The following is a 21,363-nucleotide window of genomic DNA, read 5'->3' as shown; positions in this document are numbered from 1 at the left end:
ATGGGCCGAGTAATCCGTAGCCAACACATAAGCAACTTGAAGTATGAAGGGTATAGTATTAATTTGTCGTTCCCGGTCATTACACAAAACCAAATTAATTCCGGTGGTTATTACATAAATGACGCGGAACAAATTCGGACAACTGATGGTCTGTGCCTTGATACAGGCTCAGATCAACAGAATCGTTTGACGCTGCGGGAGTGTAAGCATGTGCAATCTCAGCTTTTCTCATTTCACCGAGACAGAATCACGCAGGGTGAGAAATGTCTGGATGCTGCAGGACAGGGTACGAAAGAAGGCACGCCAATCATTCTTTATTCATGCACGGGTAATGATAACCAGCGCTGGCTCACTGATGATAACAAAATTAAGGGGAAACAGAGCCGAAAATGCCTGGGCACAAATAGCATTATTGTCAGAAAAGGCGACCCTGTTGTGTTGGCCGATTGCGATTTTAGTCGCGCCCTGGAATTTACCATCAGGTAGCAGGACACCGCTGTGAAGAGAGAGCCGCTAACCTCATGACACGACAACAGGTTAGCGACCTTTACTTCCACGTGCGGTCAATTTACTTTACGTCCGCAACGTCAGGATGACAAAACGGCGGCTAAACCTTGACACCAGTTATATACCCAGCTTAAATACTGGTCATCCAACCAGTAAAAAGGAAATGGCGATGTTCGTCGAACTCGTTTATGACAAGCGAAATGTTGAAGGTTTGCCAGGCGCACGCGAAATCATCCTCAATGAACTCACAAAACGCGTACATCAACTTTTTCCCGATGCGCAAGTGAAAGTTAAGCCAATGCAGGCGAACGCATTAAACAGTGACTGTACAAAAACCGAGAAAGAACGGCTGCACCGTATGCTGGAAGAGATGTTTGAAGAGGCTGATATGTGGCTGGTCGCCGAATAACGTCCCCTCCTGCGAAAGCGACATATCCGATCGAAAACAGCGCCCTGAGGCGCTGTCTGTGACGATATAACGCAAACGCCACCACTCAGAACATGTAGCGGAAGTTGGCGTTTATCGCATGGTCAACATGCTATTTGCCAAATGCCGACTGCTCCAGCGCCAGTCCTTGCCACTGAACGTTTTGCCCAGTGCCACGCCTGTAAGCCCTATCAACGAATTATACGTTTTGCTGCGCATCGACACTATTGGTCACGGTTTTACAGTAAAAACGGTACCAGTTCTCAGGCTCTTCCGGCGTCAGTGCACCGTTATAATGGTGAGGTCTGACGCTGTTGTAGTCGTTCAAGATGTAACCATTAATTTGTCCGGTTTTCTTGTTCATTAAGTCACCTGTTTTGTGTTGAGGTGAGAATAGATGAAATGCTACCTTCAACACAGGGATATAATAATCCTGGTAATGAAAATTTATGTTTACTTATAAAGTACCAATGATATCGAATCTCTCTTTCCACAAATAAATCAACCCAATACAGTTACAATGAGTTAAGCGAATGGAATTTTAAATTCAGTTAGCTGTTTATCTATAGTTCTCTCTTTGGTCTTAACAATAATTAATTGTACTAAATAAACTATCATTTTGCCTCTGTAATAGACATCTATTTTAGTTTTATTGACGTTAGACTATGTATCTTACTACCTGCACAAGACATAGAACCAGAAACAAGTCAGGCGTTGCCAGAGTAAAATCAACGTTATGAAAAAATGGGTTATGAAAGCATATATCATTCAGATAAAGAAGTAATAATGGGGAGAGTAGATATCATGAAAAAACCTGCTTTTTTCCTTCTGACCATGATCATCTGCAGCTATATTTCTTTTGCCTGCGCTAATATCAGTGACTACAAAGTTATGACCTGGAATATTCAGAGTTCATCAGCCGCCACTGAAAGTAAATGGAACATCAATGTCAGTCGGCTTCTCAGTGGTAGTGACGGGGTAGATATTCTCATAGTTCAGGAGGCCGACGTTATACCTACCTCAGCGATTCCAACCGGGCGACATATTCAGCCCTTTGGAGTGGGTATTCCTGTCGAAGAATATACCTGGAATCCCGGAACTTCCAGTCATGAAGATATACGCTATATCTACTACTCACGTATTGATGTTGGAGCGCGTCGCGTTAATCTGGCCATTGTTCCCAGACAAAGAGCGGATACTGTTTATGTTTTGCGCCCGGTAACCGTCGCATCTCGCCCTATCATTGGCATCGGACTGGGTAATGATGTTTTTCTGACGACACATGCACTGGCCAGTGGAGGCCCGGATGCCGCGGCTATTGTCAGAGCGACTCATGAGTATTTTAACCAACTTTCGACACGGCATTTTTCCTGGCTTCTTGCGGGAGATTTCAACCGAGCCCCAGCCAGGCTTGAGAATGATCTCGTAACTGAAAGGCTGAATCGCGAAGCCACCATACTCGCGCCCAGTAAACCTACGCAAGTTGGTGGCGGAGTATTAGATTATGGGCTCATTGTCGATAGAGCACCTTATTCGCACCGGATAGAAGTATTACGTAATGAGACTACGCCACAATTGGCTTCTGATCATTATCCCGTAGCCTTTTTGGCATGAAGCTGTTAATGAGTAAATAGCGTTTACGGCATGTGCTTTGAGGGTGCAGAATATAGATTATAAGGTAAACTTATGAGTTGTTTTACCAGTCCAGCAATAATGGAAATGTTAGGTCATTATAAATGGCGTGTTTATAAACCATTTAGATTTTATCTCAGTGAAGATAAAAATGATGTCATTGAAGTACCGGTAGGATTTGTTACTGACCTTGCCACTGTTCCGCGTATTTTCTGGTCATTATTGCCACCGGATGGTGAATATGCCAAAGCGGCAATCATTCATGACTACCTGTATCATTATCCATTACGTAACAGAAAAGAGTCCGATCTCATATTCCTGGATGGGATGAAAGTTCTGGGCGTGCCAAAATGGAAAAGGATAATAATGTATTTAGCCGTAAGGATATTTGGCTGGAAATACTATCATTCTCATACCATACAACATAATTAATTTCTCGTTTTTTAACACACAAAGAACTATAGAAAAACCAGACCCTTAATATAGTAGTAATGAGACTTAGTGGCTTTCACCAGTTCTCTGTGTGAATATATCATTATATGCTGTCATCACAAACCGCCATAGTGGTAAGTAAGGGAATTACAACCTTACCCGTTCCTTTATCCACCCATAAACAAATGACTCATTCTCCTGGCGCTTTTCTGCTAACTCCAGGTAGCGTTGTCCCTGACTACAATTTAATGCCCGGATAAGTATCATTTCGCCCTCATCTCTCCGGTGAGAGAGAAAAAATGTTAGCGCCGAAAGCGTTCGTGGCCCAATCTGACCATCTGCTATCAAATCCGGATAAATTTTTTGCTGATCATTAAAAACATTAAGCCAACGCTGGAAGTACTTAATCGGGATTGAGGGTCCCATGTTCACACCAGTATCACAAAGCTCAGCTGCGATAGGGTGAGAGATAATGGCAACCTGATCAAGTCGTGGACCATACCAATAATCTGCCTCAAGGATTTTTAATGCTTGATTACGGGTAAGATTCCGCATATCCCCCATATAGCCATTAGCCCGGGCCGTCGTCAGGGTTATACCCCAATGCGTTGGTCCCCCCCTGTCGTCAGGGTGATCAACGTAACCGCCTTCTCTACTAAGGATAGCTGCAAAGATTTCATCTTTAGTCATAATGACTCCTTCTAATATTAATAAAATACGGGGAGCAAGCTGTAGAAATTATTATCTGCACGAATCTAATATCTGTATAAATTACCTTTGAAGGTTGAGCGAGAATAGTACGCTCTGGCTATAGCATATGTTTGATTAACACTTGAGGTTGTTGCAATATAGCGACTGTCACTACCTCCACCACTACATGACCTTCCACTGATAAATTGCTGAAAGTTGCGGTTATACCTAAGTAGTGAAAACCCATCGCGAAAAATAACGTCCGGTGGAGTTGAGTCCACACGATACACAAAATCTACTGCATAGTTATTAAAGCTAACTATAGATAATGTTAAAAATATTAAATTTTTCATTATTTCTTTTCCCCTCTTACTTGGGTCCAAAGCATTGTGTCGCACTGCACGATGATAGTCCCACAAGAACACCTGCTGAAAAGGTATTTACAAAAAGCGAATAGGTTCAGATATTTTTTTGAACATGAATCCTTACGGATTGCCCTGTACTGTAAAAATATCTTGCCTGGTCAAGAAGTTCTTTAAAGGAGGGTGCCCATATGCTCTGCTTTGATACCGCACATGCAACAACCTGTGTACCACTACCGTTAGCTTTAACCGTTTTTATGCAAAAATAAGGACTAGTATCTATCTGACCAACATGTACATCACTGATAACTTCGTCTGAGTAACAGGCATTCGTATTATCTCCTGTCCACTCAGCGCTGGCTTTGAAAGAATAAATGAGAATTAGTAATGTATAAACAGGCACAAACTTATTCATATACACACTACTCTCCTGTACATTTAAAATAATTAACAAAACACAAATTTATTATATCTCACCACATCAAAATTCAGTCTATCATGATTTACTTCAACACAATGTTACCGACCACAACAAACACTCAAATTACTTGTAAATAGCAATTAATACATATATAAAAATTTCATCACTGATAATAAGCACACCTATTTTATCAGTTACAGAATTCCTGCCACGGTAATAACACAGGTACTTCCGGCTCATATTGATCGCCGTCGTCTGTCTACTGGTTTTTATTTTCAGCAAAGCATGACATAACTCATTAAGAAATTGATGGTAATTTAATAATCCCGCCCTCTGCAAGAACGTTCTGGATAACTATCAGATCACTATTGTAGGATCAAAAAGTGGGGAATAAATCATTATCATCCAACTGAATCATGGACGACATCTTATTAACTGGCAATTTTTTTCCGGTGTAGTGATCTTATCCGCGTAATCTGTCTGTACCCTCCAGGTAAAGTGTCCGGCAATTTAGTCAGCCTATTGTTGATAACTGCCAGAAAAGTAATATGTTCATGAAGATGATCTGGTAAAGTTGTGAGCCGTAGGTCACTGAGATCTAGTATAAAGCAATGATATTTCGAACATTTCCGCATCCAATCGACCGCTTTACTCCGTTTTTCAATCTCTTCCGGCGGAGCATCATTTATCCAGGCTGTCCATATGGACTCATATTCCCTGTTTTCTAACGGCGCGCCAACATCTCCAGTCTGCTGAGTGTCAACGCTACATGTTACCGTACCTCCTTCCCATTCAAGTGTACAATGTTGGGAATCAATGCCAACCACCAAAACGTCCTTGCTATCGGCACCCAAAATACAAAATTGATGTATACCCTTCATACTTCAAGTCGCTTATGTGTTGGCTACGCTCACTCACCCCAGTCACATAGTTATCTATGCTCCTGGGGACTCACTCCCTTGCCGCCTTTAAGCAACTCGAATTATTTTGGGTATATACCATCCCTGTTACACTGAATATCTTCCTCCCACGCCGAGAAGGTAAGTGCTTTTAAATGCTTAAACCAACTGCTGATATGATCCAACAATGTTCCCTGAGTCGGATGGCAAATTTCAGCGAGACACCGTTATACTTCTTCGTGATTTTCCTGCGGGAAAAAACTGAATTTTTCCCATACAGTTTTTTCTGGAGATACCTTTGGTACCACTGAACCAGCAGTAGCCTCCATACTTACAGAAGGTTGCGTAGTGCGGATATTAAACATATTCTATCTCCTGATTTACAGCATAATAAGAACGCAGGCTCACGTACTAAATTTTTAATTTACGTCCAAAACTAAGGTTTACGGGAATGTCAGAATGACGCATAAATGGCGAAATAACGCTACATAAGAAGCCATTTTATGGCGTAAATAGGCTAAATTCATGGTTCAATAAATAACAAGAATGCACAATTACAACAATGCGCATTAATTCGCGTGGAATATGAGCGGCTTTTGAAGATAAAATAAGCGTAACGGTAGCCAACATACAGGCTTACGCAATGAGGTAAATTCACAACTCCCGCAATTCTTGAAATGCTCGATCACTACCTTTGGCGTGTACATGAACCCTTTGAGTTTTATCTCAGCGATAACAACCGCGATATGATAAGCGTACCAGCCAGATTCGTAACTGATCTCGCCACCGTTTCGCGTATATTCTGATCAGTCTTACTGCCAGACGACAAATATGCCAAAGCAACGATTATTCGCGATTAGCTGTATGACAACGCACGACGCACCATCCATTCGTCCTCCATTAACTGACAGTGCCTCGGGATAAAGCAGATATTGACTGGGGATCTAGTACTCCAGCTGCCTTCCATGAGCGCGCTCACTTGCTGAGCGACTTTACGAGACGCAGGGGATCAATATTCAAAAGCTGCTCGGACATAAATCACCAAATCAGACAGCCCGTTATCATGACGATTGGGGTAAAGAATGGGCTACTATTGCAGTCTAAATTGAGGGAGTTTTGATAAATTTTTTTGATAAAATTTTGATAACCGTTCGAATACTAATAATAAAAACGGGAACGTTAAGTCCCCGTTTTTGTTTTTAACAATTATCGTTATTACATATTCGCGATAATCGCGTCGCCAAACTCACTACATTTCAGCAGCTTAGCGCCTTCCATCAGGCGTTCAAAGTCATAGGTCACGGTCTTCGCGGCAATCGCGCCTTCCATACCTTTAACGATCAGATCCGCCGCTTCGAACCACTGCATGTGACGCAGCATCATCTCCGCAGACAGAATAATGGAGCCTGGGTTGACTTTATCCTGGCCCGCATATTTCGGCGCAGTCCCGTGAGTCGCTTCAAACAACGCGCATTCGTCGCCGATATTCGCACCCGGTGCAATACCGATACCGCCAACCTGAGCCGCCAGGGCATCGGAAATATAGTCACCGTTCAGGTTCATACAGGCGATAACGTCGTATTCCGCCGGACGCAACAGGATCTGTTGCAGGAAGGCATCGGCAATAACGTCTTTAACCACGATCTCTTTACCCGTGTTCGGGTTCTTAATTTTCAGCCACGGACCGCCGTCAATAAGCTCACCGCCGAACTCGTCGCGCGCCAACTGGTAGCCCCAGTCTTTAAACGCGCCTTCGGTGAACTTCATGATATTGCCTTTATGTACCAGCGTAACGGAATCGCGATCGTTGGTAATAGCGTATTCAATCGCCGCGCGAACCAGACGTTTAGTGCCTTCTTCAGAACACGGTTTGATACCGATACCGCAGTGCTCCGGGAAGCGAATTTTCTTCACGCCCATCTCTTCGCGCAGGAACTTGATCACTTTCTCAGCGTCTGCAGAGTCAGCTTTCCATTCAATTCCGGCGTAGATATCTTCAGAGTTTTCACGGAAGATGACCATATCGGTCAGCTCCGGATGTTTCACCGGACTTGGCGTGCCCTGATAGTAACGAACGGGACGCAGACAAACGTACAGGTCAAGCTCCTGACGCAGGGCAACGTTCAGAGAGCGAATACCGCCGCCAACCGGCGTGGTCAACGGACCTTTAATCGCTACGCGGTAATCACGAATTAAATCAAGGGTTTCAGCGGGAAGCCAGACATCCTGGCCGTAAACCTGTGTAGATTTTTCTCCGGTGTAAATTTCCATCCAGGAAATTTTACGCTCGCCTTTATAGGCTTTCTCGACGGCGGCATCGACCACTTTAAGCATGGCTGGAGTGACATCAACACCGATACCATCGCCTTCAATAAACGGGATAATCGGATTCTCAGGAACGTTGAGTTTGCCGTTTTGCAGGGTGATCTTCTTACCTTCCACCGGAACAACTACTTTGCTTTCCATTCACCTCTCCTTCGAGCGCTTCTGGTTTGCTCGTCTGTCATCGCGCTGCATGTGCAATGGCGTCCTGCTGCACGACTGCGTTAGAGCAATTTTTTGTTAATGTTTTGTAATGAGCATGTCAATACTACCCTATTGTTTGCCGCCATGAAAGACACTCATTATTGCGCTATAATGCGGCAATTAATAAGTTCTGAAAACACCATGCAAAAAACTTCTTTTAGGAATCACTACGTTAAGCGATTCAGCTCACGACAAGCATCTAAATCACGGAAAGAAAACCAGCCAAAACGCGTGGTTTTGTTCAATAAACCTTACGATGTGTTGCCGCAGTTCACGGATGAAGCAGGTCGCCGCACGTTAAAAGATTTTATTCCTGTGCAAGGCGTTTATGCCGCAGGCCGTCTGGATCGCGACAGCGAAGGGCTTTTGGTGCTGACTAATGACGGCGCGCTGCAGGCGCGCCTCACGCAACCGGGCAAGCGCACCGGCAAGATTTACTATGTGCAGGTTGAAGGCATCCCGGATAATGCAGCGCTGCAGGCGCTTCGTACTGGCGTCACGCTCAACGATGGCCCTACCCTGCCCGCCGGTATTGAGATTGTCGCGGAGCCTGACTGGCTGTGGCCGCGCACCCCGCCGATTCGCGAACGGAAGAATATTCCCACCAGTTGGCTAAAAGTCACCTTATATGAAGGCCGCAACCGCCAGGTAAGACGCATGACAGCGCATGTCGGTCATCCCACTCTACGATTAATTCGTTACAGCATGGGCGACTACACGCTCAACGGCCTCGATAATGGACAGTGGCGCGAGATCGCACAGGAGAAAGACAGATGAAACGGCTTCTCATTGCTTTTGCTTTATTAACACCGTTATCCGTTAATGCGGCCAGCTTCGACTGCCAGAAAGCGCAGGCTGCGGATGAAAAGGCTATCTGCGCGCACCTGACGCTGAATGATAAAGACGTGGAAATGCACACCAAATATCAGTTTCTGAAAGGGTTGTTCGCGATGGGCAGTCGCGGCGCGCTGCAGGACGCCCAGCAGAGCTGGCTTAAACAGCGTCAGCAGTGCAAGGCCGACGTCACCTGCCTGACAAAAGCTTATAACGAGCGTCTGAAACAGCTTGACGCGATCTATGACCACATTGATAAACCGCTTTAATAAGGATGCCTATGTTCAAGCCGCACGTGACCGTTGCCTGCATCGTACATGCCGAAGATAAATTTCTGGTGGTGGAAGAGACCATCAACGGTAAATCGTTATGGAATCAACCTGCCGGACACCTGGAGGCAGATGAAACGCTGGCGCAGGCCGCCGCGCGTGAACTGTGGGAAGAGACTGGCATCACGGCGCAACCACAGTATTTTATCCGTATGCATCAGTGGATTGCGCCGGATAAGACCCCGTTCCTGCGCTTTTTATTCGCCATCAAGCTTGATCATATTTGCGCGACCGACCCCCATGACAATGACATCGATTGCTGCCGTTGGGTGAGCGCCGACGAGATTCTGAACGCGCCGAATTTACGTTCTCCGCTGGTGGCTGAAAGCATTCGCAGTTATCAAACGGGACAACGTTACCCCTTATCCATAGTGGGCGAATTTAACTGGCCGTTTACAGAGGGTGTCAAGTAAAGGGCTGCGTGGTAGAATACGCCGCCTTGAAGTTCAATGTCGCGAGTATTCCAATGTCAGAAAGCCCAAAAAAAGTGATCGTCGGCATGTCCGGCGGTGTCGATTCCTCCGTTTCCGCCTGGCTGTTGCAACAACAGGGTTATCAGGTAGAAGGCCTGTTCATGAAGAACTGGGAAGAGGACGATGGTGAGGAATACTGTACCGCGGCAGCCGATCTGGCTGACGCGCAGGCCGTGTGCGACAAGCTTGGCATTGAACTGCATACCGTTAATTTTGCCGCAGAATATTGGGATAACGTCTTTGAACTGTTCCTTGAAGAGTACAAAGCGGGCCGTACGCCGAACCCGGATATTCTGTGCAATAAAGAGATCAAATTTAAAGCCTTCCTTGAATTTGCCGCAGAAGATTTAGGCGCCGACTATATCGCCACCGGTCACTACGTCCGCCGCGCGGATGTCAACGGCAAAAGCCGGTTGTTGCGCGGGCTCGACGGCAACAAAGATCAGAGCTACTTCCTCTACACGCTTGGTCATGAGCAGATTGCGCAAAGTCTGTTCCCGGTTGGCGAGCTGGAAAAACCGCAGGTGCGTAAAATCGCCGAAGATCTGGGGCTGGTAACCGCAAAGAAAAAAGATTCTACCGGTATCTGCTTTATCGGCGAGCGCAAATTCCGCGACTTTTTAGGGCGCTATCTGCCTGCGCAGCCGGGGAAAATCATGACCGTTGACGGCGATGAAATCGGCGAGCATCAGGGTCTGATGTATCATACGCTCGGTCAGCGTAAAGGGCTGGGAATCGGCGGCACCAAAGACGGTAGCGAAGACCCCTGGTATGTGGTGGATAAAGACGTTGAAAACAATGTGTTAATTGTCGCCCAGGGACATGAGCACCCACGCCTGATGTCGGTAGGCCTCATCGCCCAGCAGCTACATTGGGTCGATCGCGAACCGTTCACCGGCACTCTGCGCTGTACGGTAAAAACCCGCTACCGCCAGACCGATATTCCGTGCACGATTAACGCACTGGATGACGATCGTATCGAGGTCATTTTTGATGAGCCAGTTGCCGCCGTTACGCCGGGCCAGTCCGCTGTCTTTTACAGCGGCGAAGTGTGCCTGGGCGGCGGCATTATCGAGCAGCGACTGCCGCTGACGGTCTGATTATTCAATACACAACACCATTCAAGTCGCCTCAAAGCGGCTTAAAAGATGAAGTGTATTTTATTTGATACAAGGAAGCAGTGATTGTGGCAAAGAATTATTATGACATCACCCTCGCGCTGTCTGGCATTTGCCAGTCGGCACGCCTGGTGCAACAACTGGCGCACCAGGGGCACTGTGATGCCGACGCGTTGCACGTTTCACTCAACAGTGTCATTGATATGAATCCCAGTTCTACTCTGGGCGTGTTCGGCGGCAGCGAAGCTAACCTGCGTCTTGGTCTGGAAACACTGCTCGGCGTGCTGAATGCCAGCAGCCGACAAGGACTTAACGCCGAACTGACGCGTTACACGCTTAGCCTGATGGTGCTGGAGCGCAAGCTGTCATCCGCCAAAGGCGCGTTGAATACGTTAGGCGATCGCATTAACGGCCTGCAGCGCCAGCTTGACCATTTTGATTTGCAGTCAGACACGCTAATGAGCGCCATGGCGGGTATCTACGTGGATGTGATTAGCCCATTGGGCCCGCGCATTCAGGTGACGGGCTCCCCGGCCGTTCTGCAAAGTCCGCAGGTTCAGGCCAAAGTCCGCGCTTCGCTACTGGCAGGCATCCGTGCAGCCGTGCTCTGGCATCAGGTAGGCGGTGGTCGCCTACAGCTTATGTTTTCTCGTCATCGCCTGACGACTCAGGCAAAACAAATTCTTGCTCATTTAACCCCGGAGTTATGATCTATGGAATTATCCTCACTGACCGCCGTTTCCCCTGTCGATGGACGCTACGGCGATAAAGTCAGCGCGCTGCGCGGAATTTTTAGCGAATACGGTTTGCTGAAATTTCGTGTACAAGTCGAAGTACGTTGGCTGCAGAAATTAGCCGCGCACGCAGCGATCAAGGAAGTTCCTGCTTTTGCTGCCGACGCAAACGGTTACCTGGATACGCTTGTTGCAAACTTCAATGAAGAAGATGCCGCGCGCATTAAAACCATTGAGCGCACCACGAATCACGATGTGAAAGCGGTTGAGTATTTTCTGAAAGAAAAAGTCGCCGCGATCCCGGCGCTACATGACGTTTCCGAGTTTATCCACTTTGCCTGCACCTCTGAGGATATTAACAACCTGTCGCACGCGTTAATGCTCAAAACCGCGCGCGATGAAGTGATCCTGCCTTACTGGCGTCAGGTGATTAACGCGGTTAAAGATCTCGCTACGCAGTATCGCGACATTCCTCTGCTCTCCCGCACCCACGGCCAGCCGGCAACACCTTCCACTCTGGGTAAAGAGATGGCGAACGTGGCGTATCGTATGGAGCGTCAGTTCCGCCAGCTCAACCAGGTGGAGATCCTCGGTAAAATTAACGGCGCCGTAGGCAACTATAACGCGCATATCGCTGCCTATCCGGAAGTTGACTGGCATCAGTTCAGCGAAGAGTTCGTCACCTCGCTGGGCATCCAGTGGAACCCTTACACCACCCAGATTGAACCGCATGATTATATTGCGGAACTGTTTGACTGTATCGCGCGCTTTAACACCATCCTGATCGATTTCGATCGCGATGTCTGGGGCTATATTGCGTTGAACCATTTCAAACAGAAAACCATCGCCGGGGAGATCGGTTCTTCTACCATGCCACATAAAGTTAACCCCATTGACTTTGAAAACTCAGAAGGCAACCTCGGTCTGTCTAATGCAGTGTTGCACCATCTGGCAAACAAACTGCCGGTTTCCCGCTGGCAGCGCGATCTGACCGACTCAACCGTCCTGCGTAACCTGGGTGTCGGCATCGGCTACGCGCTTATCGCTTATCAGTCCACCCTGAAGGGCGTCAGCAAGCTGGAAGTAAACCGCGATCATCTGCTTGACGAACTGGATCACAACTGGGAAGTATTAGCCGAACCGATCCAGACCGTCATGCGCCGCTATGGTATTGAAAAACCATATGAAAAACTGAAAGAGTTGACCCGTGGCAAGCGTGTCGATGCCGAAGGAATGAAACAGTTTATTGATAGTCTGGCCCTGCCGGAAGCAGAAAAAACGCGCCTTAAAGCCATGACGCCGGCAAATTATATCGGTCGCGCTGTGACTCTGGTCGACGAACTTAAATAATGCGTGCCTCACCCTCTTTTCTTCAGAAAGAGGGTGACTATTTGTCTGGTTTATTAACTGTTTATCCCCAAAGCACCATAATCAACGCTAGACTGTTCTTATTGTTAACACAAGGGAGAAGAGATGATGCGCGTACTGGTTGTAGAGGATAATGCATTATTACGCCACCACCTGAAGGTTCAGCTCCAGGATTCAGGTCACCAGGTCGATGCCGCAGAAGATGCCAGGGAAGCTGATTACTACCTTAATGAACACCTTCCGGATATCGCTATTGTCGATTTAGGTCTGCCGGATGAAGACGGCCTTTCCTTAATACGCCGCTGGCGCAGCAGTGATGTTTCACTGCCGGTTCTGGTGTTAACCGCGCGCGAAGGCTGGCAGGATAAAGTCGAGGTTCTCAGCTCCGGGGCCGATGACTACGTGACGAAGCCATTCCACATTGAAGAGGTAATGGCGCGTATGCAGGCGTTAATGCGCCGTAATAGCGGTCTGGCCTCCCAGGTGATCAACATCCCGCCTTTCCAGGTGGATCTCTCACGCCGGGAATTATCCGTCAATGAAGAGGTCATCAAACTCACGGCGTTCGAATACACCATTATGGAAACGCTTATCCGTAACAAGGGTAAAGTGGTCAGCAAAGATTCGCTGATGCTTCAACTGTATCCGGATGCGGAACTGCGGGAAAGTCATACCATTGATGTTCTCATGGGGCGTCTGCGGAAAAAAATACAGGCCCAGTATCCGCACGATGTCATTACCACCGTACGCGGACAAGGATATCTTTTTGAATTGCGCTAATGAATAAATTTACTCGCCATTTTCTGCCGCTGTCGCTGCGGGTTCGTTTTTTGCTGGCGACAGCCGGCGTCGTGCTGGTGCTTTCTCTGGCATATGGCATAGTGGCGCTGGTCGGCTATAGCGTCAGTTTTGATAAAACCACCTTTCGTTTGCTGCGCGGCGAAAGCAACCTGTTTTATACCCTCGCCAAATGGGAAAATAATAAAATCAGCGTTGAGCTGCCTGAAAATCTGGACATGCAAAGCCCGACCATGACGCTGATTTACGATGAAACGGGCAAATTATTATGGACGCAGCGCAACATCCCCTGGCTGATTAAAAGCATTCAACCGGAATGGTTAAAAACGAACGGCTTCCATGAAATTGAAACCAACGTAGACGCCACCAGCACGCTGTTGAGCGAGGACCATTCCGCGCAGGAAAAACTCAAAGAAGTACGTGAAGATGACGATGATGCGGAGATGACCCACTCGGTAGCGGTAAATATTTATCCTGCCACGGCGCGGATGCCGCAGTTAACCATCGTGGTGGTCGATACCATTCCGATAGAGCTAAAACGCTCGTATATGGTGTGGAGCTGGTTCGTATACGTGCTGGCCGCCAATTTACTGTTAGTCATTCCTTTACTGTGGATCGCCGCCTGGTGGAGCTTACGCCCTATCGAGGCGCTGGCGCGGGAAGTCCGCGAGCTTGAAGATCATCACCGCGAAATGCTTAATCCGGAGACGACGCGTGAGCTGACCAGCCTCGTGCGCAACCTTAATCAACTGCTCAAAAGCGAGCGCGAACGTTATAACAAATACCGCACGACACTGACCGACCTGACGCACAGTTTAAAAACGCCGCTCGCGGTTTTGCAGAGTACGTTACGCTCTTTACGCAACGAAAAGATGAGCGTCAGCAAAGCTGAACCGGTGATGCTGGAACAGATCAGCCGGATTTCCCAGCAGATCGGCTATTATCTGCATCGCGCCAGTGTGCGCGGTAGCGGCGTGTTGTTAAGCCGCGAACTGCATCCCGTCGCGCCATTGTTAGATAACCTGATCTCCGCGCTCAATAAAGTTTATCAGCGTAAAGGGGTGAATATCAGTATGGATATTTCACCAGAGATCAGTTTTGTCGGCGAGCAAAACGACTTTGTCGAAGTGATGGGCAACGTACTGGACAACGCTTGTAAATATTGCCTGGAGTTTGTCGAGATTTCGGCTCGCCAGACCGACGATCATTTGCATATTTTCGTCGAAGATGACGGCCCAGGCATACCCCACAGCAAACGTTCCCTGGTGTTTGATCGCGGTCAGCGCGCCGATACCCTGCGACCAGGACAAGGCGTGGGGCTGGCTGTCGCGCGCGAGATTACGGAACAATACGCCGGGCAGATCATTGCCAGCGACAGTCTGCTCGGCGGCGCCCGTATGGAGGTCGTTTTTGGCCGACAGCACCCCACACAGAAAGAGGAATAAACATTTCTGTGCGTTCTTCCACGCATCTCGTTAAGCATCCGTTATAATCGGTGTCAGATACCAGCCTGCGGATACTTAACATGGAATACCAATTAACTCTTAACTGGCCCGACTTTCTTGAACGCCACTGGCAAAAACGCCCGGTGGTCTTAAAACGTGGGTTTAGCAACTTTATCGATCCGCTCTCGCCGGATGAGCTGGCGGGGCTGGCGATGGAAAGCGAAATCGACAGCCGACTCGTTAGCCATCAGGATGGCAAATGGCAGGTCAGCCATGGCCCTTTCGAAAGCTACGATCATCTGGGTGAGAGCAACTGGTCGCTGCTGGTACAGGCGGTAAACCACTGGCACGAACCCACCGCCGCCTTGATGCGCCCGTTCCGCGCTCTGCCGGACTGGCGTATCGACGATCTGATGATCTCCTTTTCCGTCCCCGGTGGCGGCGTTGGCCCGCATCTGGATCAGTATGATGTGTTTATTATCCAGGGAACCGGTCGCCGTCGCTGGCGCGTGGGCGAAAAGCTGCAAATGCGTCAGCACTGCCCGCATCCCGACCTGTTACAAGTCGATCCATTCGAGGCCATTATTGATGAAGAGCTGGAGCCGGGCGACATTCTGTATATTCCGCCAGGATTCCCGCATGAAGGCTATGCGCTGGAAAACGCCATGAACTATTCGGTCGGTTTTCGCGCGCCCAATAGCCGTGAGCTGATCAGCGGCTTTGCCGATTACGTCCTGCAACGGGAGCTGGGCAACACATATTACAGCGATCCGGATATGCCGTCCCGCAAGCATCCGGCGGATATCCTGCCGCAGGAGATGGATAAACTGCGTAATATGATGCTCGATTTGATCAATCAACCCGCGCATTTCCAACAGTGGCTTGGCGAGTTTCTCTCTCAGTCACGCCACGAACTGGATATTGCGCCGCCGGAGCCGCCGTATCAGCCTGATGAAATTTACGATACCTTAAAGCAAGGCGAGGTATTAGTACGTCTCGGCGGGCTTCGCGTATTGCGTATCGGCGATGAGGTCTATGCGAATGGCGAAAAAATAGACTCTCCGCATCGCCCCGCTCTGGAGGCGCTCGCCAGTCATATTGTACTGACCGCTGAAAACTTCGGCGATGCGCTGGAAGACCCGTCCTTCCTCGCGATGCTGGCGGCGCTGGTGAATAGCGGGTACTGGTTCTTCGAAGGATAAGAACATCGCAATGCCCGGCGGCGGCCGGGCTGGCGCAAACTATCCACAACGATCGCCGCCAGGGTTGGCGACATCGTTATATTGCGGATCGCCCGGATAAAGCGAGTGGGCCATTCGATGGCGAAATGATAATTGTCGGTAACGTCGCGCCAGCACGTTCTCCCCAAGACCTTCGGCAATATGAGCCAATTGCTGTAATTGTTCATACTGCATTTTTGCTGGATAAGCTGCAGTATCAAGCGCAAAGGCGCGTTCCGCAAAGTTTTTTGCTTGTTCAAGTTCTTGATTATTCTGATAAAGCAGCGAAATACCATACAACACCATTGAAACGTCAGACTGCCGACGTTTATATTCTTCCAGCAATGGGAGATAGGGGGAGGTACTGTCCAGGTCGATGTTTTCGGGCAAATAAAAGCGTAATCGTGATATTACCGTCGCCATTGGCGTTAAACGACTCTGGTAATACGCGATAAGTTTAAGGTAGAGATCTTTCGCTTCCTTATAATGATGGCCCTGTGCATAAAAGCCAGCAAGATTATTGCTGTCAACCGTCATTTCGCCGATTTCGGCACCATAAAGTGTTTGCTCAATTTTTAGCGCCTGACTTAGCGCATTAATCGCTTCGCTAATATGCCCTGCATTATAAGCAATATCCGCTTTCTGCTGCAAAAAAGAGGCGACGCGCTCACGATTATCCCAGGTTTTATCCCGTAAAATAACGCTCAGCCACTGCCGCTCCGCTGCGTCTATCTTCGCCAAATAATAGGCTTTACGCACACTATCACATTCGACATCCCGCTCTTCCAGCGCATCAGAATAAGCGTCGCGCATCCTGTTTAAGGTATAAACCAATGCCTCCGTCGATGCCTTTTTGTCTTTAAGACGCCACGTTAATGCCTGCTCTTGCCAGGCTATCTGCTGACGGTAATCAACCTTGATCTCGTATCGCCACTGCTCTGTAGGTGAATACGCTATATGGCGATCGTCACTGTAAACATAAAAGGCCGCCAGGTGTTCAAACATATCGGCCCGATCGCCCGGATAAGTGCCCGCCGGAAATGTTTTCATTATTGCCCGCGCCCGCAGCAGCATTTGCGGCGTTAACTCCGGTTTACCCAGCCATTGATAAATATCGCTTTGTAATAGCAGGCTACGAACAAGCTGTATTGAGCGTTTGCCATATTGCCGCGAGGCCAGCCTCACCGCATCATCAATAAACGTTATGCAGGTTTCATCGCCAGTCATAAAACATGCTGCAGATTGTTGCTGGCGTTGGGACCAGGAAGGCGTATATTCGGCGCTCCAGGCAGCAAAATTGATGGCGGAAAATATCCCGCCATAAATAATAAAACGCTTCACCACAATGCGTAACATCCGCTACTGGCCGCGCTTCGCCGTCAGCTCCGCGATACGCACAATCACCTGTACCGCTTTTTCCATCCCCTCCAGCGTCACAAACTCATGTTTACCATGATAGTTATATCCGCCGGTAAAGAGATTAGGACACGGCAGGCCCATAAACGACAGTTGCGCCCCGTCTGTGCCGCCGCGAATCGGTTTCATCTCCGGCGTAATATGACAGTCGCGCATGGCCTGCTGGGCGATATCGAGAATATGCGGATGCTCAACCACTTTTTCGCGCATATTGTAATAACTGTCTTCAATCACCAGTTCGATATAGCAGTCCGGATGCAGCCCCTTGCCGACTTTTTTGGCAATCTCCATCATTTTGCGTTTACGCGCTTCAAACTGCTTACGGTCGAAATCGCGAATGATGTAGTGCATTTCGGCCCGGTCAACGGTGCCTTTCATGCTGGCCAGATGATAAAACCCTTCGTAACCTTCAGTGGTTTCAGGCGCTTCATCCGCCGGCACTTCCGCGTGAATCCTCGCCGCCAACGACAGCGCATTGACCATCACGCCTTTCGCCGTACCAGGATGCACGTTATTGCCGACGATTTTGATATTCACCGAAGCAGCATTGAAGTTTTCAAACTCCAGTTCGCCCACGCCGCCGCCGTCGACCGTATAGGCCCACTGCGCGCCAAAGGCCTCAACATCGAAGTGCTTCGCGCCTTTCCCTACCTCTTCGTCAGGCGTAAACGCCACTTTAATGTCGCCGTGGGGAATAGGATTACCTTTCAGCACCGCCAGCGCGGTCATGATCTCCGCAACACCGGCTTTATCGTCCGCACCCAGCAATGTCTTACCATCGGTAGTAATCAGCGTCTGTCCCAGTAATTGATGCAGTACCGGGAACATTACGGGTGACAACACCTCATCGCCAATCCCTAATGCTATATCGCCGCCGCGATAATTCTCGACAATCTGCGGGTTAACGTTTTTACCGCTGAAATCCGGAGAGGTATCCACATGGGAGATAAAACCAATGGCGGGAATATCCCCCTCAACATTGGCCGGGAGCGTCGCCATCAACGTCCCTTTTTCACTTAATGTAATGTTAACCAGCCCCATCTCTTCGAGCTGCTGTTTGAGCAAACGTAGTAACTTCCACTGCCCCTCAGTGCTGGGAACCTGCCGAACACCCGACTTTGATTGGGTATCCAGCGATACGTAGTGTAAAAAACGCTCAAGTAGTTTATCCATGCAGTCACCCTCACTTTTCGTGACAACATTATTAATAAGCAAGAAAAGACAAATATTGCGTCAGGTCACTTTTATCCCTGCAAACAAGAATATTTCACTTTGACACGCTTTCTGACTATAAAGCTAAGTCAGTAATTCGCAACAAGGATTGGCGATTACAGTGGTTTGCCGTAGAATGGCCGCCCTCATTAAGAGTGATTAAGGTGGTTAACCACAAACCCCGCAGCGGTCAGCCATCCGTTGCGTTTACATGGGACAGAGTAAGAAATTGAATAATCAACCGCGTTCGCTTTCACCGCTGGTGCTTTTGTCGGGAATTAGCAAAAGTTTCGATGGCAAAGAGGTCATTTCGCAACTGGATTTGACCATTAACAATGGCGAATTCCTCACGCTGCTTGGCCCTTCCGGCTGCGGTAAAACAACCGTCCTTCGCCTGATTGCCGGCCTGGAAACCGTTGATGCCGGGCATATCATGTTGGATAACCAGGATATCACCCACGTTCCCGCCGAAAATCGTTATGTGAATACCGTATTTCAAAGCTACGCTTTATTTCCGCATATGACGGTGTTTGAAAATGTCGCGTTTGGCTTACGGATGCAAAAAACGCCAGCCGCCGAGATAGCGCCTCGCGTGACCGATGCGCTGCGTATGGTGCAGCTTGAAGAGTTTGCACAACGTAAACCGCACCAGCTTTCCGGCGGACAGCAGCAGCGTGTGGCTATCGCTCGCGCGGTGGTGAATAAACCTCGCCTGTTATTACTGGATGAATCGCTCTCCGCGCTGGACTATAAATTGCGCAAACAAATGCAGAACGAGCTTAAAGCATTACAGCGTAAACTCGGTATCACGTTTGTTTTTGTCACTCACGATCAGGAAGAAGCGCTCACCATGTCCGATCGTATCGTGGTAATGCGTAATGGCGTGATTGAGCAAGACGGCACGCCGCGTGAAATCTATGAAGAGCCAAAAAACCTGTTTGTCGCCGGTTTTATCGGCGAAATTAACCGCTTTGACGCGACCGTCATTGAACGACTTGATGAACAGCGCGTCCGCGCCAGCGTAGAAGGTCGGGAGTGCAATATATACGTCAATTTCGCTGTCGAACCGGGCCAAAAACTGAACGTCCTGCTGCGACCGGAAGATCTACGCGTCGAAGAGATCAACGATGATAACCACATCGAAGGGCTTATCGGCTACGTGCGCGAGCGCAATTATAAAGGTATGACGCTGGAGTCGGTGGTTGAACTGGAAAATGGCAAAATGGTGATGGTCAGCGAATTCTTCAACGAAGACGATCCTGACTTCGACCATTCACTTGACCAAAAAATGGCCATTAGTTGGGTAGAAAGCTGGGAGGTCGTACTGGCTGATGAAGAACACAAGTAAATTCCAGAATGTAGTGATTGTCACTATCGTCGGTTGGCTTGTGTTGTTTGTTTTTCTGCCCAACCTGATGATCGTTGGCACCAGCTTTCTGACCCGTGACGACGCCAGTTTCGTCAAGATGGTCTTTACGCTGGATAACTACGCACGCCTGCTCGATCCGCTCTATTTTGAAGTGCTCCTGCACTCTCTGAATATGGCGCTGATCGCCACCCTCTCCTGCCTGGTGCTGGGCTATCCTTTTGCCTGGTTTCTGGCGAAGTTACCGGAAAAGATACGTCCGTTATTGCTGTTTTTACTGATCGTTCCTTTCTGGACCAACTCACTGATCCGCATCTATGGGCTGAAAATATTCCTGAGCACTAAAGGTTATCTCAATGAATTCCTGCTGTGGCTGGGCATGATTGATACGCCGATTCGCATTATGTTCACCCCAAGCGCTGTTATTATCGGCCTGGTTTACATTTTGCTGCCGTTTATGGTCATGCCGCTCTACTCCAGCATTGAGAAGCTCGACAAACCGCTACTGGAGGCCGCACGCGATCTCGGCGCCAGTAAAATGCAAACGTTCATCCGCATCATTATTCCATTAACCATGCCGGGCATTGTCGCCGGTTGCCTGCTCGTGATGCTACCGGCAATGGGCCTGTTCTACGTCTCCGATTTAATGGGTGGCGCGAAAAACCTGCTGATTGGTAACGTCATTAAGGTACAGTTCCTGAATATTCGCGACTGGCCGTTTGGCGCGGCTACCAGCATTACGCTGACCATTGTGATGGGACTCATGCTGTTGATTTACTGGCGGGCTTCCCGCTTATTGAATAAGAAGGTGAGTGATATAAGCGATTAATTGCGCAACGCTAACAAATCCACACGCATCCAGGCATGAAGTTTATTCAAGGGTAAACTTCATGCCTTCGGCATAAAAAACACATGAAAGAAGTTGCCGCCAGTATTGCAAATCTACAGCACCATCCGCGGTAGGCCTTCTTTTACTTTTACCTGTAGCGACGCTATCACAGACAGTAATGCGTTTATACGCGAAGCTCTCAGGTTTTATACTGATTGCCAGTCTCTTTTAAAAATTATATTACATCCGATGCGCCCGCAGTTGAGATAAAAAGGGTTGATTTAATCAATTATGTAGTCATTTTTACTCCAGTTTAAGTGAGATT

The 21,363-nt window shown here is 48.4% G+C and carries 22 protein-coding genes and 5 pseudogenes; 17 read left to right on the top strand and 10 right to left on the bottom strand.

What is annotated here, in order from left to right; genetic code table 11:
- Both ACLD4K_RS08245 and msgA read left to right on the top strand, forming a co-directional pair.
- Entirely contained in the window at positions 1-486 is a 486-nt protein-coding gene (locus ACLD4K_RS08245; protein ID WP_411011673.1) for a ricin-type beta-trefoil lectin domain protein, read from the top strand.
- 190 nt (positions 487-676) lie between these two features.
- Positions 677-916, top strand: coding sequence for a virulence protein MsgA (gene msgA / locus ACLD4K_RS08240; protein WP_000497451.1), 240 nt, complete (start codon positions 677-679; stop codon positions 914-916).
- 144 nt (positions 917-1,060) lie between these two features.
- Here msgA and ACLD4K_RS08235 read toward each other — a convergent pair.
- Both ACLD4K_RS08235 and ACLD4K_RS08230 read right to left on the bottom strand, forming a co-directional pair.
- Positions 1,061-1,159: pseudogene (locus tag ACLD4K_RS08235) on the bottom strand (hypothetical protein); the annotation flags it as partial.
- Entirely contained in the window at positions 1,134-1,298 is a 165-nt protein-coding gene (locus ACLD4K_RS08230; RefSeq protein ID WP_183059005.1) for a hypothetical protein, read from the bottom strand. The pseudogene ACLD4K_RS08235 and the gene ACLD4K_RS08230, both read right to left, overlap by 26 nt.
- 440 nt (positions 1,299-1,738) lie before the next feature.
- Here ACLD4K_RS08230 and ACLD4K_RS08225 point away from each other — a divergent pair, with 440 nt between their 5' ends.
- Positions 1,739-2,548, top strand: a complete 810-nt coding sequence (locus tag ACLD4K_RS08225; protein WP_411011672.1) for a cytolethal distending toxin subunit B family protein — start codon at positions 1,739-1,741, stop codon at positions 2,546-2,548.
- 72 nt (positions 2,549-2,620) lie between these two features.
- The gene (locus tag ACLD4K_RS08220; protein WP_076935134.1) at positions 2,621-2,998 is read left to right on the top strand and encodes a DUF1353 domain-containing protein; all 378 of its coding nucleotides are present in this window, start codon (positions 2,621-2,623) and stop codon (positions 2,996-2,998) included.
- A 147-nt stretch (positions 2,999-3,145) separates the two neighbouring features.
- Here ACLD4K_RS08220 and ACLD4K_RS08215 read toward each other — a convergent pair whose 3' ends face one another.
- The 5 genes and pseudogenes from ACLD4K_RS08215 to ACLD4K_RS08195 all read right to left on the bottom strand — a co-directional run bounded on the left by ACLD4K_RS08215 (position 3,146) and on the right by ACLD4K_RS08195 (position 5,735).
- Positions 3,146-3,688, bottom strand: coding sequence for a glycoside hydrolase family 108 protein (locus tag ACLD4K_RS08215; protein ID WP_411011671.1), 543 nt, complete (start codon positions 3,686-3,688; stop codon positions 3,146-3,148).
- A 68-nt stretch (positions 3,689-3,756) separates the two neighbouring features.
- A pseudogene (gene pltA, locus ACLD4K_RS08210) lies at positions 3,757-4,041 on the bottom strand (typhoid-like toxin S-CDT ADP-ribosylating subunit PltA); the annotation flags it as partial.
- A gap of 16 nt (positions 4,042-4,057) precedes the next feature.
- Positions 4,058-4,471: pseudogene (locus ACLD4K_RS08205) on the bottom strand (subtilase cytotoxin subunit B).
- Between the two features lie 431 nt (positions 4,472-4,902).
- On the bottom strand, positions 4,903-5,352 hold the full coding sequence (locus tag ACLD4K_RS08200) for a leucine-rich repeat domain-containing protein (protein WP_411011670.1): 450 nt from the start codon (positions 5,350-5,352) through the stop codon (positions 4,903-4,905).
- A gap of 245 nt (positions 5,353-5,597) precedes the next feature.
- Positions 5,598-5,735: a hypothetical protein gene (locus ACLD4K_RS08195; RefSeq protein ID WP_411011669.1), complete on the bottom strand. Its 138-nt coding sequence runs from the start codon at positions 5,733-5,735 to the stop codon at positions 5,598-5,600.
- Between the two features lie 312 nt (positions 5,736-6,047).
- On the opposite strand from ACLD4K_RS08195, the pseudogene ACLD4K_RS08190 reads away from it, so the two are divergent.
- Positions 6,048-6,227 (top strand): annotated as a pseudogene (locus ACLD4K_RS08190) (DUF1353 domain-containing protein); the annotation flags it as partial.
- A gap of 59 nt (positions 6,228-6,286) precedes the next feature.
- Positions 6,287-6,474 (top strand): annotated as a pseudogene (locus ACLD4K_RS08185) (integrase); the annotation flags it as partial.
- Positions 6,475-6,585: 111 nt separating this feature from the next.
- Here the strand turns inward: ACLD4K_RS08185 and icd are convergent.
- Positions 6,586-7,836, bottom strand: coding sequence for an NADP-dependent isocitrate dehydrogenase (gene icd, locus ACLD4K_RS08180; RefSeq protein ID WP_000444508.1), 1,251 nt, complete (start codon positions 7,834-7,836; stop codon positions 6,586-6,588).
- Between the two features lie 171 nt (positions 7,837-8,007).
- On the opposite strand from icd, the gene rluE reads away from it, so the two are divergent.
- The 9 genes from rluE to ACLD4K_RS08135 all read left to right on the top strand — a co-directional run bounded on the left by rluE (position 8,008) and on the right by ACLD4K_RS08135 (position 16,197).
- The gene (rluE, locus tag ACLD4K_RS08175; RefSeq protein ID WP_001249412.1) at positions 8,008-8,673 is read left to right on the top strand and encodes a 23S rRNA pseudouridine(2457) synthase RluE; all 666 of its coding nucleotides are present in this window, start codon (positions 8,008-8,010) and stop codon (positions 8,671-8,673) included.
- Positions 8,670-8,999: a lysozyme inhibitor LprI family protein gene (locus ACLD4K_RS08170; protein WP_000825956.1), complete on the top strand. Its 330-nt coding sequence runs from the start codon at positions 8,670-8,672 to the stop codon at positions 8,997-8,999. The genes rluE and ACLD4K_RS08170 overlap by 4 nt, the downstream gene beginning before the upstream one ends.
- 11 nt (positions 9,000-9,010) lie before the next feature.
- Positions 9,011-9,472, top strand: a complete 462-nt coding sequence (locus ACLD4K_RS08165; protein ID WP_000476066.1) for an NUDIX hydrolase — start codon at positions 9,011-9,013, stop codon at positions 9,470-9,472.
- Between the two features lie 53 nt (positions 9,473-9,525).
- On the top strand, positions 9,526-10,632 hold the full coding sequence (mnmA, locus tag ACLD4K_RS08160; protein WP_411011668.1) for a tRNA 2-thiouridine(34) synthase MnmA: 1,107 nt from the start codon (positions 9,526-9,528) through the stop codon (positions 10,630-10,632).
- Between the two features lie 86 nt (positions 10,633-10,718).
- On the top strand, positions 10,719-11,360 hold the full coding sequence (gene hflD, locus ACLD4K_RS08155) for a high frequency lysogenization protein HflD (protein WP_001519653.1): 642 nt from the start codon (positions 10,719-10,721) through the stop codon (positions 11,358-11,360).
- 3 nt (positions 11,361-11,363) lie between these two features.
- The gene (gene purB / locus ACLD4K_RS08150; protein ID WP_000423763.1) at positions 11,364-12,734 is read left to right on the top strand and encodes an adenylosuccinate lyase; all 1,371 of its coding nucleotides are present in this window, start codon (positions 11,364-11,366) and stop codon (positions 12,732-12,734) included.
- 126 nt (positions 12,735-12,860) lie between these two features.
- Positions 12,861-13,532: a two-component system response regulator PhoP gene (gene phoP / locus ACLD4K_RS08145; RefSeq protein WP_183060587.1), complete on the top strand. Its 672-nt coding sequence runs from the start codon at positions 12,861-12,863 to the stop codon at positions 13,530-13,532.
- Positions 13,532-14,995 (top strand): two-component system sensor histidine kinase PhoQ, encoded by a 1,464-nt coding sequence (gene phoQ / locus ACLD4K_RS08140; protein WP_183060515.1) that lies wholly within the window; start codon positions 13,532-13,534, stop codon positions 14,993-14,995. The genes phoP and phoQ overlap by 1 nt, the downstream gene beginning before the upstream one ends.
- Before the next feature lie 80 nt (positions 14,996-15,075).
- The gene (locus ACLD4K_RS08135; RefSeq protein ID WP_411011667.1) at positions 15,076-16,197 is read left to right on the top strand and encodes a JmjC domain-containing protein; all 1,122 of its coding nucleotides are present in this window, start codon (positions 15,076-15,078) and stop codon (positions 16,195-16,197) included.
- A 39-nt stretch (positions 16,198-16,236) separates the two neighbouring features.
- Here the strand turns inward: ACLD4K_RS08135 and ACLD4K_RS08130 are convergent, their stop codons facing one another.
- Both ACLD4K_RS08130 and pepT read right to left on the bottom strand, forming a co-directional pair.
- Positions 16,237-17,571, bottom strand: coding sequence for a hypothetical protein (locus tag ACLD4K_RS08130; protein ID WP_411011666.1), 1,335 nt, complete (start codon positions 17,569-17,571; stop codon positions 16,237-16,239).
- A 3-nt stretch (positions 17,572-17,574) separates the two neighbouring features.
- Complete coding sequence (gene pepT / locus ACLD4K_RS08125; RefSeq protein ID WP_000359410.1) at positions 17,575-18,804, bottom strand: peptidase T; 1,230 nt, start codon at positions 18,802-18,804, stop codon at positions 17,575-17,577.
- A 250-nt stretch (positions 18,805-19,054) separates the two neighbouring features.
- Here pepT and potA point away from each other — a divergent pair, with 250 nt between their 5' ends.
- On the top strand, positions 19,055-20,191 hold the full coding sequence (gene potA / locus ACLD4K_RS08120; protein WP_000531607.1) for a spermidine/putrescine ABC transporter ATP-binding protein PotA: 1,137 nt from the start codon (positions 19,055-19,057) through the stop codon (positions 20,189-20,191).
- Entirely contained in the window at positions 20,175-21,038 is an 864-nt protein-coding gene (gene potB, locus ACLD4K_RS08115; RefSeq protein WP_183060521.1) for a spermidine/putrescine ABC transporter permease PotB, read from the top strand. Before potA ends, potB begins: the two co-directional genes overlap by 17 nt.
- The last annotated feature ends 325 nt before the right edge of the window (positions 21,039-21,363 follow it).

Origin of the sequence: Salmonella sp. 741265055_HSA, from assembly GCF_046569525.1 — a bacterium.
Classification (GTDB): Bacteria; Pseudomonadota; Gammaproteobacteria; order Enterobacterales; family Enterobacteriaceae; genus Salmonella; species Salmonella enterica.
This window is presented reverse-complemented; position numbering and strand designations above follow the sequence as displayed.